Origin of the sequence: Streptomyces purpurogeneiscleroticus (assembly GCF_020024005.1) — a bacterium.
In the GTDB taxonomy this organism is placed as follows: Bacteria; Actinomycetota; Actinomycetes; order Streptomycetales; family Streptomycetaceae; genus Streptomyces; species Streptomyces purpurogeneiscleroticus.
Map to the genome: position 1 here is coordinate 1 of NZ_NHSG01000396.1, position 12,572 is coordinate 12,572.

Below are 12,572 nucleotides of genomic sequence, written 5' to 3' on the forward strand. Positions count from 1 at the left end.
GCCGTCCACCCCGCCCTGGAGTCTTTCCGTGATCACCGCCTCCGGTCTCGAGCTGCGCGCCGGCGCCCGAGTCCTCATCGAGTCCGCCTCGTTCCGTGTCGCCAAGGGCGACCGCATCGGCCTGGTCGGCCGCAACGGCGCGGGCAAGACCACCCTGACCAAGGTCCTGGCGGGCGAGGGCATCCCCGCCGCCGGCACGGTCACCCGCTCCGGCGAGGTCGGCTACCTCCCGCAGGACCCGCGCACCGGCGACCTGGACGTGCTCGCCCGCGACCGCGTGCTCTCCGCGCGCGGCCTGGACGAGGTCCTGCGCAAGATGCGCGAGAACGAGGACCGGATGGCGGGCGGCAAGGGCGCCACCCGTGAGCGCGCGATGAAGAAGTACGAGCGCCTGGAGACGGAGTTCCTCACCAAGGGCGGGTACGCCGCCGAGGCGGAGGCCGCGACCATCTGCGCCAGCCTCGGCCTGCCCGACCGCGTCCTCGCCCAGCCGCTGCACACCCTCTCCGGTGGTCAGCGCCGCCGCGTCGAGCTGGCCCGGATCCTCTTCTCGGACTCCGACACGCTCCTCCTGGACGAGCCGACCAACCACCTGGACGCCGACTCGATCGTCTGGCTGCGGGACTACCTCAAGACCTACCGCGGCGGCTTCATCGTCATCTCCCACGACGTGGACCTCGTCGAGACCGTCGTCAACAAGGTGTTCTACCTGGACGCCAACCGGTCCCAGATCGACGTCTACAACATGGGCTGGAAGCTGTACCAGCAGCAGCGCGAGGCCGACGAGAAGCGCCGCAAGCGCGAGCGCGCCAACGCCGAGAAGAAGGCCGCCGCGCTGAACACCCAGGCGGACAAGATGCGCGCCAAGGCGACGAAGACCGTCGCCGCGCAGAACATGGCCCGCCGCGCCGAGAAGCTGCTCTCGGGCCTGGAGGAGGTGCGGCAGTCCGACAAGGTCGCCAAGCTGCGCTTCCCGAAGCCCGCGCCGTGCGGCAAGACCCCGCTCACCGCGGAGGGCCTCTCCAAGTCGTACGGCTCGCTGGAGATCTTCACCGACGTCGACCTGGCCATCGACAAGGGCTCCCGGGTGGTCATCCTCGGCCTCAACGGCGCCGGCAAGACGACCCTGCTGCGGCTGCTCGCCGGGGCCGAGAAGCCCGACACCGGCCAGGTCACCCCCGGTCACGGCCTCAAGCTCGGCTACTACGCGCAGGAGCACGAGACGCTCGACCCGGACCGCACGGTCCTGGAGAACATGCGCTCGGCGGCGCCGGACCTGGACCTCGTGGAGGTCCGCAAGACCCTCGGCTCCTTCCTGTTCTCGGGCGATGACGTGGACAAGCCCGCCGGCGTGCTCTCCGGCGGCGAGAAGACCCGGCTGGCGCTCGCCACCCTGGTCGTCTCCTCCGCCAACGTCCTCCTTCTGGACGAGCCCACCAACAACCTCGACCCGGCCAGCCGCGAGGAGATCCTCGGGGCGCTGCGCACATACGAGGGCGCGGTGGTCCTGGTGACCCACGACGAGGGCGCCGTGGACGCCCTGGAGCCGGAGCGGATCATCATGCTGCCGGACGGCGTGGAGGACCTGTGGGGCCCGGATTACGCGGACCTGGTGGCGCTCGCCTGATAGCCCGCGGCGCCCGGTGCCGCGCCCGCCCGGCCGCCCGCGGTGCCCGGCACCGCGCGGCACGGGCCGTAGGGCATCTTGATCAACGCGGTATGGATCATTCGGCCGACGGGTGATCCATCATCTGAGTGAGAACGGCTCGTACCCGGCGCGGCGCGCCGGACGGGCGGGGCCGGACGGCTACGGATTCCGCAGCACTTCGTCCCGCACCCCCTGACCTGGCCCTTCTTCGCACGCCTCGGCGCAGGCGGCCACGTAAGGCCCTTGGAATGCGTTATTCCGAGCGGTCGTGCGCCGCTGCGCGCGCCAAACGATGTCCTACGGACCTTGCCGAATGGGTGGCCAGGACGGGCGCGAGGGGTGATCATGAGAGTCCAGAGCGCACTTCCCATGAGGAGGCACGGGTGGCCGAGACTCTGAAGAAGGGCAGCCGGGTTACCGGCGCCGCGCGCGAGAAGCTCGCGGCAGACCTGAAGAAGAAGTACGACTCCGGAGCGAGCATCCGGGCGCTGGCCGAGGAAACCGGCCGCTCCTACGGATTCGTGCACCGGATGCTCAGCGAATCCGGTGTGGTCCTGCGCGGTCGTGGCGGGGCCACGAGGGGCAAGAAGGCCGCCTCGGCTTGACCTGAGGCGGCCCGCGACTCCGAAGAGCCGACGGTGCCACCCGGTCGAAGAAGCGATCGACCGGGTGGTTACTGTTCAGTAGACTCCATGGTTACTGTTCAGTGGCCGACGGCCGACTCGGAGGCGCGCGATGAGTTCCCTGACCCTGCTCGACAAGGACGGTGTCCGGCTCACCGTTGACGACGCCGTCGCCACGGTGACCCTCACCAACCCTGCGAAGCGCAACGCGCAGTCGCCCGCCCTGTGGCGGGCCCTGGTCGAGGCGGGGCAGCAACTGCCCGGGAGTGTGCGGGTCGTGGTGCTGCGCGGCGAGGGCAAGTCCTTCTCCGCCGGCCTGGACCGGCAGGCATTCACTCCCGAGGGCTTCGCGGGCGAGCCGTCGTTCCTGGAGATGGGGCGCGGCCCGGAGCACGAGATGGACGCGCTGATCGCCGAGTACCAAGAGGCGTTCACGTGGTGGCGGCGGAACGACATCGTGTCGGTCGCCGCTGTCCAGGGGCACGCCATCGGTGCCGGGTTCCAGCTCGCGCTCGCCTGCGACCTGCGCGTGTGCGCGCAGGACGTGCAGTTCGCCATGCGTGAGACGAGCCTTGGCCTGGTGCCGGACCTCACCGGCACCAAGCCGCTCGTCCATCTCGTGGGCTACGCCCGGGCGCTGGAGATCTGCGCCACCGGGCGGTACGTGCACGCGGAAGAGGCCGAGCGCACGGGTCTCGCCAATCTCGTGGTGCCCGGCGATCAGCTCGACGGCGCCGTCACGGATCTCGCGGCGGCGCTGCTCGCCGCGCCCAGGGACGCCGTCATCGAGACCAAGGCCCTGCTGGCCGGTGCCGCGACGCGCTCGCTCGACGAGCAGCGCGCGGCGGAACGCGCGGCGCAGGGCCGCCGGCTCCGCGACCTCGCGGGCGCGGGCGAGTAACGCCGGCCTCAGCACGCCGGAGGAGTAACGGGGGCGCCTGACCGGGAAGTATCCCTGCGGCGGTGCGCGAGGGGCGGGACCGCGTCGTTCCTCATCCACTCGGCGTATCCCGGGGGCGCATTGCCCCGGTCCCGCCTAATGTGGGCCACGGAGCGGCGCCGGCCGTGCCGCTCCGTCCGCTCCTTCCGCGGAAAGGGACGATGGCGATGAGCGACACCGCACAGAGCGGCCAGCCACAGGGCGAGGGCGCTGCCCGCAAAACCCTCGGGACCAAGCGCGGCGGCGGTGACCCGGCGACACGAGGGCGCACGACCATCGCGGACGGCGTGGTCGAGAAGATCGCGGGCATGGCGGCCCGGGATGTCGTGGGCGTCCACACGATGGGCAGCGGCTTCGCCCGCACGTTCGGTGCGGTACGCGACCGGGTGCCCGGCGGCCGGTCCGTCACGCGCGGCGTGAAGGCCGAGGTCGGCGAGGTGCAGACGGCGCTGGACCTGGAGATCGTCGTCGAGTACGGCGTGGCGATCGCCGAGGTGGCCAGGGCGGTACGGGAGAACGTCATCGCGGCGGTCGAGCGGATGGCGGGCCTGGAGGTCGTCGAGGTCAACATCGCGGTCAGCGACGTCAAGCTGCCGGACGAAGTGGACGAGGAAGAAGAGGAGCCCAGGCTCCAATAGCGGCCAGGAAGCATCAGCGGCCCGGAAGCAGTAACGGTCGACAGCAGTCCGAGGGCAGTGGTCCGACCGCCATCCCGGCGGGATGGCAGCGAGGGAGTGCACGATGAGCATGGCCGTGGCCGGTCTGTTGGCCGGCATGGCGCTGGGCTTCGCCGGGTACTTCGGCGGCTTCGGTGCCTTCTTGCTGGTGGCGGCGCTGGGCGCGGTCGGGTTCGTGGCTGGGCGGTTCCTGGACGGGGACCTGGAGCCCGGCGAGTTCTTCCGCCGCGCGGGCGGCCGCGAACGCGACGTCCGGCGGCGGTGAGGCGTGGCCGGACCGACCCCGCAGCCCGCCGTCCAGCCGGGGCAGCGCGGAGCGACACGGGTCGCCGACCGGGTGGTCGCGAAGATCGCGGCCCAGGCGGCCCGGGAGGCGCTGCGGCGCGGACCGGACGGGGTGCCGCGGGACGACAGCGGCGCACACGCCGCCGGCACGCCGTACACCGACGACCCGGCCGCCCGTGACGCCACTCAGGACCGGGGCACACCTCGGGGCGGTACCTCACAGAGCGACACCCCGCAGAGCGGCACCCGCCCCCGCGACGTCCGCCCCGATGACGCCCGCGCCACCGTCGAGGTGCGCCGGCACAACAGCCAGGACACCCTCGGCGAGGCACACGTCCAGGTCTCCGTCGAGCTCGGGTATCCCTGCGACATCGGCGCGGAGTGCGGCGCGGTGCGTCGGCAAGTGACCGAACGGGTATGGGCGTTGGCGGGCATGACGGTGCCCGAGGTGGCGGTGCGGGTGACGCGCCTGCACTCGCCGCAGCTCAAGCGGGCCGGGCAGGGGAGAGTGCGATGAGACGTACGGTGACCTGTGCGACGGGACGCGGGACATGAGCGAGCCGGACACGACGCGTCGGCTCCCGACGCTGGAGAAGACACCGAGCGGACCCGGCGGCCCGGAAGGGCCCGAGCAGTCCGCCTCGGCCGCCGCGTACACCTCCGGCACCGGCGGTGGCAGGGCCGGCCGCTTCTGGTCGGCCCGGCGGGTGCCGGCCGCGCTGGTGGCGCTGGTGCTGCTCGCGCTGGCCGGGCTCTTCCTGTACGACGTGGCCGCGGTGCGGGCCGGGCAGCGGGCGATGGCCTGGCGCCGGTGGCTCGCCGACGAGCTGGCGTCCCGCCCCCTGGAAAGCCCCTGGGTGCTGGCCGCCGCGGCGCTCGCCGCGGCCCTGGGCCTCTGGCTGATCGTGCTCGCGGTGACGCCCGGGCTGCGCGGCGTCCTGACGATGCGGCCCGCGACGCCCGGCATACGGGCCGGGCTGGACCGCCCGGCCGCCGCGCTGGTGCTGCGTGACCGCGTCATGGAGGTGGCGGGCGTGCAGTCCGTACGGATCACGGTTTCGCGCCGCCGGGTGCGGGCGCGCGCCGTCGCGCACTTCCGCGAGCTGGACGAGGTGCGCGGCGACGTGGACGCCGCGCTCGCCGAGGGCCTGGAGCGGCTCGGCCTGGTCCGGCCGCTCGCCCTGTCCGTCCACGTACGCCGTCCGGGGAAGAGGTGAGCGGTGCCGATGCGTCAGGTACGGCGGGCGGTCAACCGTGTGCTGCTCGGGCTGACCGGGCTGGTGCTGCTGGGCGCCGGCGGGCTGGTGCTGTTCGGCGGCGCGCTGCCGGCGGAGTGGCGCGCCGGACTGCCGGCGGGGTGGCCGTGGGCCGCGCCCGGTGATGTCCTGCTGCCGGCCGAGGACCGTACGCGGTGGACGGGCACGGGCTGGTGGTGGCCGGTGGCGCTCGCCGCGCTCGCCGTCCTGCTGCTGCTCGCCCTCTGGTGGCTGCTGACCCAGTTCCGCGGCCGCCGGCTGCGCGAGGTCCTGGTCGACACCGGGGACGGCGAGGGCGCACTGCTGCGCGGGCGCGCCCTGGAAGACGTCCTCGCGGCCGAGGCGGAGAGCGCGGAAGGGGTGCACAGAGCCGTCGTGCATCTGACGGGGCGGCGCCGCGAGCCCCGGGTACGGGCCCGGCTCCTGCTGGAACCGCACGCGGATCCGGTAGGAGTGGTGGAGCTCCTCGGCACGCAGGCGGTGGCACACGCCCGCGAGTCGACGGGGCTGCCGGAACTCCCGGCGGAGGTCAGGCTGCGGGCCGTCCGGCACCGGGCCGAACGGGTCAGCTGACGCCCGCGCGGGAGCTCACGTACCGGCTGTTCAGAACCCGTGCCGCGCGCCGCCGTCGATGGGCAGCATGACGCCGTTGACGTACGACGCCGCGGGGGAGAGCAGGAAGGCGGTGGTGCGGCCGAATTCCTCCGGCGTGCCGTAGCGGCGCAGCGGGATCGTCGCGGCGTTGCGGGCGCGGGACGCCTCCGCGTCGCCCGAGAGCTCGTCCAGCTGCTGCATCCGGTCGGTGGCGATGCGGCCGGGGAGGACGCCGAGGACGCGGATGCCCTGCGGGCCCAGCTCGACGGAGAGCGACTTGGCGAAGCCGGCGAGGCCGGGGCGGAGTCCGTTGGAGATGGTGAGGCCGCGGATCGGCTCGTGGACGGAGCCGGAGAGGACGAAGCCGATCACGCCGCCCTCGCCGAGCGCCTGGGCGGCCGTGCGGGCCAGCCGGACCGCGCCGAGGAAGACGGAGTCGAACGCGGCCTGCCACTCCTCGTCGGTGTTGGAGGCGGCGCTGCCCGGGGGCGGGCCGCCGACGCTGATGAGGATGCCGTCCAGGCCGCCGAATCGGTCGCGGGCGGCGTCCACCAGGCGCTGGGCCGCGGCCGGGTCGGCGTTGTCCGCGCCGACGCCGTGGGCGCGCGGGCCGAGCTGCTTCGCGGCGTCGGTGGCCGCTTCCTCCGTGCGCCCGGTGAGTACGACGTTCGCGCCGTCGGCGACGAGCGCACTGGCCGTGGCGTGGCCCAGCCCGCGGGTCGCGCCGGTGACGATGTACGTACGGTCGGTGAGTCCAAGGTCCATGGGATCAGTCTGCCTTGAGCATCCCCGCCAGGGTGAAGGCGGTACCGATCAGGCCGACGTGGCTGAACGCCTGCGGGAAGTTGCCGAGCTGGCAGCCGGTCGCCGGGTCGTACTCCTCGGCCAGCAGCCCGAGGTCGGTGCGGAGTTCGAGGAGGCTGTCGAAGAGCTCGCGGGCCTCCTTCTGCCGCCCGGTGAGGTACAGCGCGTCGGCGAGCCAGAAGGAGCACACCAGGAAGGTGCCCTCCTGGCCCGGCAGCCCGTCGGTCTTGTGGTGGGGACCGTCGGCCCGCCGCGTGCTGTAGCGGTGCACCAGGCCGGTGGGGGTACCTCCCATGCCCTTAGGGCCATGGGGGAGTGTGAGCTCCCGGCGGACCGCGTCGACGGTGCCGATGACGCGCGGGTCGTCGCCCGGCAGGAAGCCGACGCGCGGGATGAGGAGCGTCGCCGCGTCCAGCTCTTCCGAGCCGTAGTACTGGGTGAACGTCCCGCGCTCGGGGTCGTACCCCTTCTCGCACACCTCGCGGTGCACCTCGTCCCGCATCGCGCGCCAGGCGTCCAGGTCCGCCTTCAGGTGCGGGTGCTCCTCGGCGGTGCGGATGGCGCGGTCGACGGCGACCCAGGCCATGACCTTGGAGTGCACGAAGTGCCGGCGCGGGCCGCGGACCTCCCACAGGCCCTCGTCCGGCTCCTGCCAGTTCTTCCGGAGGAAGGCGAGCAGCGCGCGCTGGATGTTCCAGGCGTGCGGTTTGTCGGGCATTCCGGCGGCCTTGGCGAGGTGCAGGGAGTCCAGGACCTCGCCGTAGACGTCGAGCTGGAGCTGTTCGACGGCGGCGTTGCCGATACGGACGGGGAGGGAGCCGGAGTAGCCCTCCAGCCAGGGCAGCTCCGCCTCCGGGAGCCGTCGCTCGCCCGCCAGTCCGTACATGATCTGCAGGTCGGCGGGGGAGCCGGCCACCGCGCGCAGCAGCCAGTCGCGCCAGGCCACGGCCTCCTCGGTGTATCCGGCGGAGAGCAGCGCGTTGAGGGTGAGGGTGGAGTCGCGCAGCCAGCAGTAGCGGTAGTCCCAGTTGCGGACGCCGCCGATCTCCTCGGGCAGCGAGGTGGTGGGGGCCGCGACGATGCCGCCGGTGGGCGCGTACGTCAGCGCCTTCAGAGTGATCAGGGAGCGGACGACGGCGTCGCGGTGCGGCCCGTCGTACGAGCACCGCGCCGACCATTCCTCCCAGTCGTCCAGCGTGCAGCGCAGCGCTTCGTACGGGTCGATGCGGGCGGGGCGCGGCTCGTGGGAGGGGTGCCAGGTGAGGACGAACGCGACCTGCTCGCCGGCCTCGACGGTGAAGTCGGAGCGGGTACTGAAGCCCTGGCCGTAGGTCGTCACCTCGGGCACGGCGCGCAGCCAGACGGAGTCGGGCCCGGCGACGGCGACCCGGCAGTCCCCGGCGTGCCGCACCCAGGGGACGACGCGTCCGTAGTCGAAGCGCAGCCGCAGGACGCCGCGCATCTCGACGCTGCCCTCCAGGCCCTCGACGAGGCGGACGACGTCGGGGGCGCGGTCGCGCTGCGGCATGAAGTCCGTGACGCGCACGCGCCCGGTGTCGGTCGTCCAGACGGTGTCCAGGACGAGCGAGTCGCCCCGGTAGGACCGCTCGCTGTGGGCGCGGTGGTCGGCGGGGGCGAGCCGCCAGTGGCCGTTGTCCCGGTTGCCGAGCAGAGCGGCGAAGCAGGCGGCGGAGTCGAAGCGGGGCAGGCACAGCCAGTCGATGGAGCCGTCGCGGCCGACGAGCCCGGCGGTCTGCAGGTCCCCGATGAGCGCGTAGTCCTCGATAGGTGGGTGCACGCTGTGACGACTGCCCGGTGGGGCAGGTGGCTATGCCGGGGCTAGTCCTTGGCCGCGGCCGCCTTGGCCGCAGAACCGGCCGTCTCCTGCGGCCGCTCCGGTTCGGCCGGGGCGGCGGAGTCGTCGGCCGTGGCGGCGGCAGCGGCGCGGTCCCGGCGCTCGCGGCGTACGAGAATCACCCAGCCGACCGGTACGGCGGCGGCGAACAGCCACCATTGGACGGCGTACGCCATGTGCGGGCCGATGCTGTCGTGGTCCGGCTCGGGGACCAGCTCGGGCTTGCCGCCCTTGGGCTCGGGGGCGGTCTGCTCGATGTAGCCGCCGAGTACCGGGCGGTGCAGCCGCTCGGCCGCCTGCTTGCTGTTGATCAGCATGACCTGGCGGTCGGGGAGGCCCTTGGTGTCCTTGATCCCGCTCTCGGCGGTGGTCTCGTCGGGGATCGCCCGTCCGGTGACGGTGACCGTCCCCTTCGGCGCCGGGGGCACATCGGGGAACGTCGTGAGCGCGCCGCCGCTGGGCGCGATCCAGCCGCGGTTGACCAGGACGGTGCCGCCGCCGGTCAGCCGCAGCGGGGTGAGGACGTAGTAGCCGATGGTCTGCTCGTCGGCGGCGGTGCGGTTGCGCACCACGACCTCGCCCTTGGTGTCGTACCGGCCCGTGGCCTTCACCGGGTGCCAGCGGTCCGCCTCCGGCAGGTCGCGCCCCGGCTTCGCGAGGTCGGTGACCGGCACCGGCTTCGCCTGCAGCGCCTCGGCGATCTGGGCGTTCTGCGCGACCCTGTGCTCATGGCGGTGCAGCTGCCAGTAGCCCAGCTTGACCATGACGGGGATCAGGACGAGGCCCAAGAGGGTGAGGATCACCCACTGCCGGGACAACAGGAAGCGGTACACGGTATTGACGGTACCTGTCAGGCTTTGGGCGCCTGCGCCCGGGTCTCAGACCCGGTCGACGATGCCCACGTTCCCCTCCGCGCGGGCGCAGTGGGCGCAGCAGTACCAGTGGCCGTCCGCCTCGACGCCGTGGCCGATGACCTGGCACCGGCAGTGCTCACAGATGGGCGCCATGCGGTGGATGGCGCAGGAGAAGCAGTCGAAGACGTGCACGGCGCCCTGCGCGTGCACCTCGAACGTCATGCCGTAGTCGTTTCCGCAGACCTCGCAACGTGCCATGCGCCCCAGAGTGGGACGCGGTTTTCCGGCGGGCCAGTCCCGTCCGGGTGTGTTGCGGTGGTTCACCCGGCTGCCTCGCCGTCGTGGTTGCTCGCGCAGTTCCCCGCGCCCCTGAAGGCCCCTGCGGGGCCCTCAGGGCTTCGCCGGGGCGACGTCCTGGAGGAGTTGCATGAAGGCGGGCTCGTCGATGACCGGGGTGCCGAAGGAGCGGGCCTTGGCGGTTTTGGAGGTGGGGGAGTCCGGGTCGTTGGTGACCAGGAGGCTGGTCAGGCGGGAGACGCTGGTCGCGACGTGCAGGCCGGCCTCGATCGCGCGGTCCTCCAGCAGCTCGCGGTCCACCGAGGTGTCGCCGGAGAAGGCGACCCGCATCCCCTGCATGAGCCGGCCGCCCGCTTCGTACCGCCCGGGGTTCGGATACGGGCAGGCCGGGCGCTTGCGGGAGGGGCGCCAGGTCGTCGGGCGGTACGGCGAGCCGTATCCGGAGCGTTGCGCCGGCGGGCGCGGCGCGTCGGTCCACTCGGTCAGCGGCTGGCAGGCCAGCAGCGGCAGCCGGAGGTTCCCCTCGGCGGCCAGCCGGAGGCTCGGCCGGAACGCCTCGGCGAGGACGCGGGCGTCGTCCAGCGCGTGGTGCGCCTGCTCCTGCACGACGCCGTAGTGCGCCGCGAGGGACTCCAGCTTGTGGTTGGGCAGCGGGAGGCGCAGCTCCTTGGAGAGCGCGATCGTGCACAGCCGCTGGCGGACGGGTGCCTGGGCCTTCGCGCGGGCGTACTCGCGGGCGATCATCGACCAGTCGAACATCGCGTTGTGCGCGACGAGGACGCGGCCGTCCAGGCGGCGGGACAGCTCGGGGACGATCTCCGGGAAGAGCGGGGCGCCCGCCAGCACCTCGGTCGTGAGGCCGTGGATCCAGACCGGGCCGGGGTCGCGCTCGGGGTTGACGAGGGTGTACCAGCGGTCCTGGACCTCGCCGCGGGCGTCCAGTTGATACACGGCGGCAGAGATGATCCGGTCGTCGCGGGCCAGGCCGGTGGTCTCCACGTCGACCACCGCATACCCCTCCGGGTACGCGCTGGGCCAGTCGGCCTGTTCCTCCTGCGGGGCCGGCTGCCGCACGATCTCCGGGGAGAGCGGGCGGTCGGCTGCCGTGCGGTCTTCGAGCATGGTCCATGAGGATACGGGCCGGCACTGACAGCGATGCCCCGTGGGGGCGGATGGATGCGCGCTTGGGGATGATTCGGGCATCGTGCGCCCCGTACGCCTCATTTTCCTGAAAGGGCGTCAGAGTCCTTGGGTATCCATGTTTTGACCGATGCGCGTCTCTTTACCTCTTGCGGGGTCGCGCTGTAACCCTGTTCCAGCACGGGCACGACACGTACGCGCACCACCTCGAACGCTTCCTTCCGAACCGACCGAGGAGCCGCGATGACGGACCCGACCGACCCGTACCTGATCATCTCCGCCGACTGCCACGCCGGGCTGCCCGCCGAGCGGTACCGGCCCTATCTGGAGGCCGGGCACCACCGGGCCTTCGACGACTTCCTCGGGCAGCGGGACGCCCGGCGCGCCCGAACGGCCCGGCGCGGCATACGGAACGAGACCTCCGCCATGAAGTGGCACGAGGACAACGAGGAGGGCCTGCGCGGCGGCTGGGACCCCGCACGGCGCGCCAAGGAGCTGGACGGCGACGGGGTGGCCGCCGAGGTCGTACTGCCCGACACGGACCCCGTGGACGGCGGTGTCGCGGCACCCTTCGGGGCGGGCCTGGACGCCACCGAAGGGCAGGACCCCGAACTGGGCATGGCGGGGGCCCGGGCGTACAACCGCTGGCTCGCGGAGTTCTGCGCCACCGACGCCGAGCGGCACTGCGGCGTCGCCGCGCTGCCCGTCACCGGCGAGGTGGACGAGACGGTCACGGAGATCCACCGGGCCCGGGAGTCCGGGCTCGGCGCGCTGCTGATCCCGGCAACGTGGGCCGATGGGGCGCCGTTCCACGACCGCCGGTACGACCCCGTCTGGGCGGCCGCCGCCGAGACCGCGATGCCCGTCCTCACGTACGCGGGGGCCGCGCCCCGCCACGAGTACGGCGGCCACCTCGGCATCGAGCTGTCCGAGGCCGCCTGGTGGCCGGCCCGCCCGCTCTGGTTCCTGCTGTGGTCCGGGGCCTTCGAACGCCACCCGGGGCTGCGCTTCGGGGTCGCCGGGGCCGGCTGCTGGTGGCTGCCGAACCTGCTGTGGCACATGGACCGGCTCTACCTCGGCGCGCGCGGCGGCAAGAAGTGCTCCCCGTTCGCCGCGCTGAAGCGGTCCCCGCACGAGTACCTCGACCGCCAGGTCTTCGTGTGCGCCGCCGCGCCGCAGCGCCGCGAGCTGGCGCAGCGGTACGAGATCGGGGTGGACAACATCCTGTGGGGTTCCGGCTTCCCGCACCCGGAGGGCACGTGGCCGCACACGGGGGAGTGGCTGCGCCGGGCCTTCCACGACATCCCGGTGGGGGAGACCCGCCGGATGCTGGGCGAGTCGGCCGCCGAGGTCTTCGGCTTCGACAAGCGGCGGCTCGCGCCGCTCGCGCGCCGCATCGGGCCGACGCCGGACGACCTGGGGCAGCCGCGCAACCAGGCGCCCGTCGAGGCGTCCTGGCGGCGTGCCCGGGAGACCGGCCGGCACTGGCTGACCGGCTTCGACTTCCCGTTCGTGGGGGTGGGGGAGTGACGCGGGCCCGGACCCCGTGAGCGTACCGCCGGTAACATTTCTTGATACTCGTTGGTAACAACCTCTGGC

General features: G+C 73.0%; 14 protein-coding genes. 9 read left to right on the forward strand and 5 right to left on the reverse strand.

Features of this window, described 5'->3' with window-relative positions; all coding sequences use genetic code 11:
* Nucleotides 1–28: 28 nt before the first annotated feature.
* The 8 genes from abc-f (at nt 29) to amaP (ending at nt 6,002) form a co-directional block, all read left to right on the forward strand.
* On the forward strand, nt 29–1,627 hold the full coding sequence (gene abc-f, locus CCS38_RS29070; protein ID WP_030264662.1) for a ribosomal protection-like ABC-F family protein: 1,599 nt from the start codon (nt 29–31) through the stop codon (nt 1,625–1,627).
* A 404-nt stretch (nt 1,628–2,031) separates the two neighbouring features.
* Nucleotides 2,032–2,253 (forward strand): helix-turn-helix domain-containing protein, encoded by a 222-nt coding sequence (locus CCS38_RS29075; RefSeq protein WP_006606369.1) that lies wholly within the window; start codon nt 2,032–2,034, stop codon nt 2,251–2,253.
* Nucleotides 2,254–2,383: 130 nt separating this feature from the next.
* Nucleotides 2,384–3,172, forward strand: a complete 789-nt coding sequence (locus tag CCS38_RS29080) for an enoyl-CoA hydratase/isomerase family protein (protein WP_223736317.1) — start codon at nt 2,384–2,386, stop codon at nt 3,170–3,172.
* Between the two features lie 206 nt (nt 3,173–3,378).
* Complete coding sequence (locus CCS38_RS29085) at nt 3,379–3,849, forward strand: Asp23/Gls24 family envelope stress response protein (protein WP_223736318.1); 471 nt, start codon at nt 3,379–3,381, stop codon at nt 3,847–3,849.
* 103 nt (nt 3,850–3,952) lie between these two features.
* Complete coding sequence (locus CCS38_RS29090) at nt 3,953–4,153, forward strand: hypothetical protein (RefSeq protein WP_223736319.1); 201 nt, start codon at nt 3,953–3,955, stop codon at nt 4,151–4,153.
* Between the two features lie 3 nt (nt 4,154–4,156).
* A complete protein-coding gene (locus CCS38_RS29095; protein WP_372457165.1) occupies nt 4,157–4,690 on the forward strand; it encodes an Asp23/Gls24 family envelope stress response protein in 534 nt (177 codons plus the stop codon).
* Nucleotides 4,691–4,724: 34 nt separating this feature from the next.
* Complete coding sequence (locus tag CCS38_RS29100; RefSeq protein ID WP_223736320.1) at nt 4,725–5,390, forward strand: DUF6286 domain-containing protein; 666 nt, start codon at nt 4,725–4,727, stop codon at nt 5,388–5,390.
* 9 nt (nt 5,391–5,399) lie between these two features.
* Nucleotides 5,400–6,002 carry an alkaline shock response membrane anchor protein AmaP gene (gene amaP, locus CCS38_RS29105; protein ID WP_223736321.1) on the forward strand — a complete coding sequence of 201 codons (603 nt, stop codon included), beginning with the start codon at nt 5,400–5,402 and terminating at the stop codon, nt 6,000–6,002.
* Between the two features lie 30 nt (nt 6,003–6,032).
* Here amaP and CCS38_RS29110 read toward each other — a convergent pair whose 3' ends face one another.
* From CCS38_RS29110 to CCS38_RS29130, 5 genes are all read right to left on the reverse strand, one after another.
* A complete protein-coding gene (locus CCS38_RS29110; RefSeq protein WP_223736322.1) occupies nt 6,033–6,788 on the reverse strand; it encodes an SDR family oxidoreductase in 756 nt (251 codons plus the stop codon).
* Nucleotides 6,789–6,792: 4 nt separating this feature from the next.
* Nucleotides 6,793–8,625 (reverse strand): glycoside hydrolase family 15 protein, encoded by a 1,833-nt coding sequence (locus CCS38_RS29115; RefSeq protein WP_223736323.1) that lies wholly within the window; start codon nt 8,623–8,625, stop codon nt 6,793–6,795.
* A 41-nt stretch (nt 8,626–8,666) separates the two neighbouring features.
* Nucleotides 8,667–9,515: an SURF1 family cytochrome oxidase biogenesis protein gene (locus tag CCS38_RS29120; protein ID WP_223736324.1), complete on the reverse strand. Its 849-nt coding sequence runs from the start codon at nt 9,513–9,515 to the stop codon at nt 8,667–8,669.
* A gap of 45 nt (nt 9,516–9,560) precedes the next feature.
* Complete coding sequence (locus tag CCS38_RS29125) at nt 9,561–9,794, reverse strand: metallothionein (RefSeq protein ID WP_223736325.1); 234 nt, start codon at nt 9,792–9,794, stop codon at nt 9,561–9,563.
* Nucleotides 9,795–9,926: 132 nt separating this feature from the next.
* Entirely contained in the window at nt 9,927–10,955 is a 1,029-nt protein-coding gene (locus CCS38_RS29130) for a DEDDh family exonuclease (RefSeq protein WP_223736326.1), read from the reverse strand.
* Between the two features lie 261 nt (nt 10,956–11,216).
* Here CCS38_RS29130 and CCS38_RS29135 point away from each other — a divergent pair, with 261 nt between their 5' ends.
* Nucleotides 11,217–12,503, forward strand: a complete 1,287-nt coding sequence (locus CCS38_RS29135) for an amidohydrolase family protein (RefSeq protein WP_223736327.1) — start codon at nt 11,217–11,219, stop codon at nt 12,501–12,503.
* Nucleotides 12,504–12,572: the final 69 nt, after the last annotated feature.

Excerpts from the sequence above, each read along its gene's own strand:
- CCS38_RS29080 (WP_223736317.1), top strand. The coding sequence starts at position 2,384 with ATGAGTTCCCTGACCCTGCTCGACAAGGACGGTGTCCGGCTCACCGTT.
- CCS38_RS29085 (WP_223736318.1), top strand. The coding sequence starts at position 3,379 with ATGAGCGACACCGCACAGAGCGGCCAGCCACAGGGCGAGGGCGCTGCC.
- CCS38_RS29090 (WP_223736319.1), top strand. The coding sequence starts at position 3,953 with ATGAGCATGGCCGTGGCCGGTCTGTTGGCCGGCATGGCGCTGGGCTTC.
- CCS38_RS29100 (WP_223736320.1), top strand. The coding sequence starts at position 4,725 with ATGAGCGAGCCGGACACGACGCGTCGGCTCCCGACGCTGGAGAAGACA.
- amaP (WP_223736321.1), top strand. The coding sequence starts at position 5,400 with ATGCGTCAGGTACGGCGGGCGGTCAACCGTGTGCTGCTCGGGCTGACC.
- CCS38_RS29110 (WP_223736322.1), bottom strand. The coding sequence starts at position 6,788 with ATGGACCTTGGACTCACCGACCGTACGTACATCGTCACCGGCGCGACC.
- CCS38_RS29125 (WP_223736325.1), bottom strand. The coding sequence starts at position 9,794 with ATGGCACGTTGCGAGGTCTGCGGAAACGACTACGGCATGACGTTCGAG.
- CCS38_RS29130 (WP_223736326.1), bottom strand. The coding sequence starts at position 10,955 with ATGCTCGAAGACCGCACGGCAGCCGACCGCCCGCTCTCCCCGGAGATC.
- CCS38_RS29135 (WP_223736327.1), top strand. The coding sequence starts at position 11,217 with ATGACGGACCCGACCGACCCGTACCTGATCATCTCCGCCGACTGCCAC.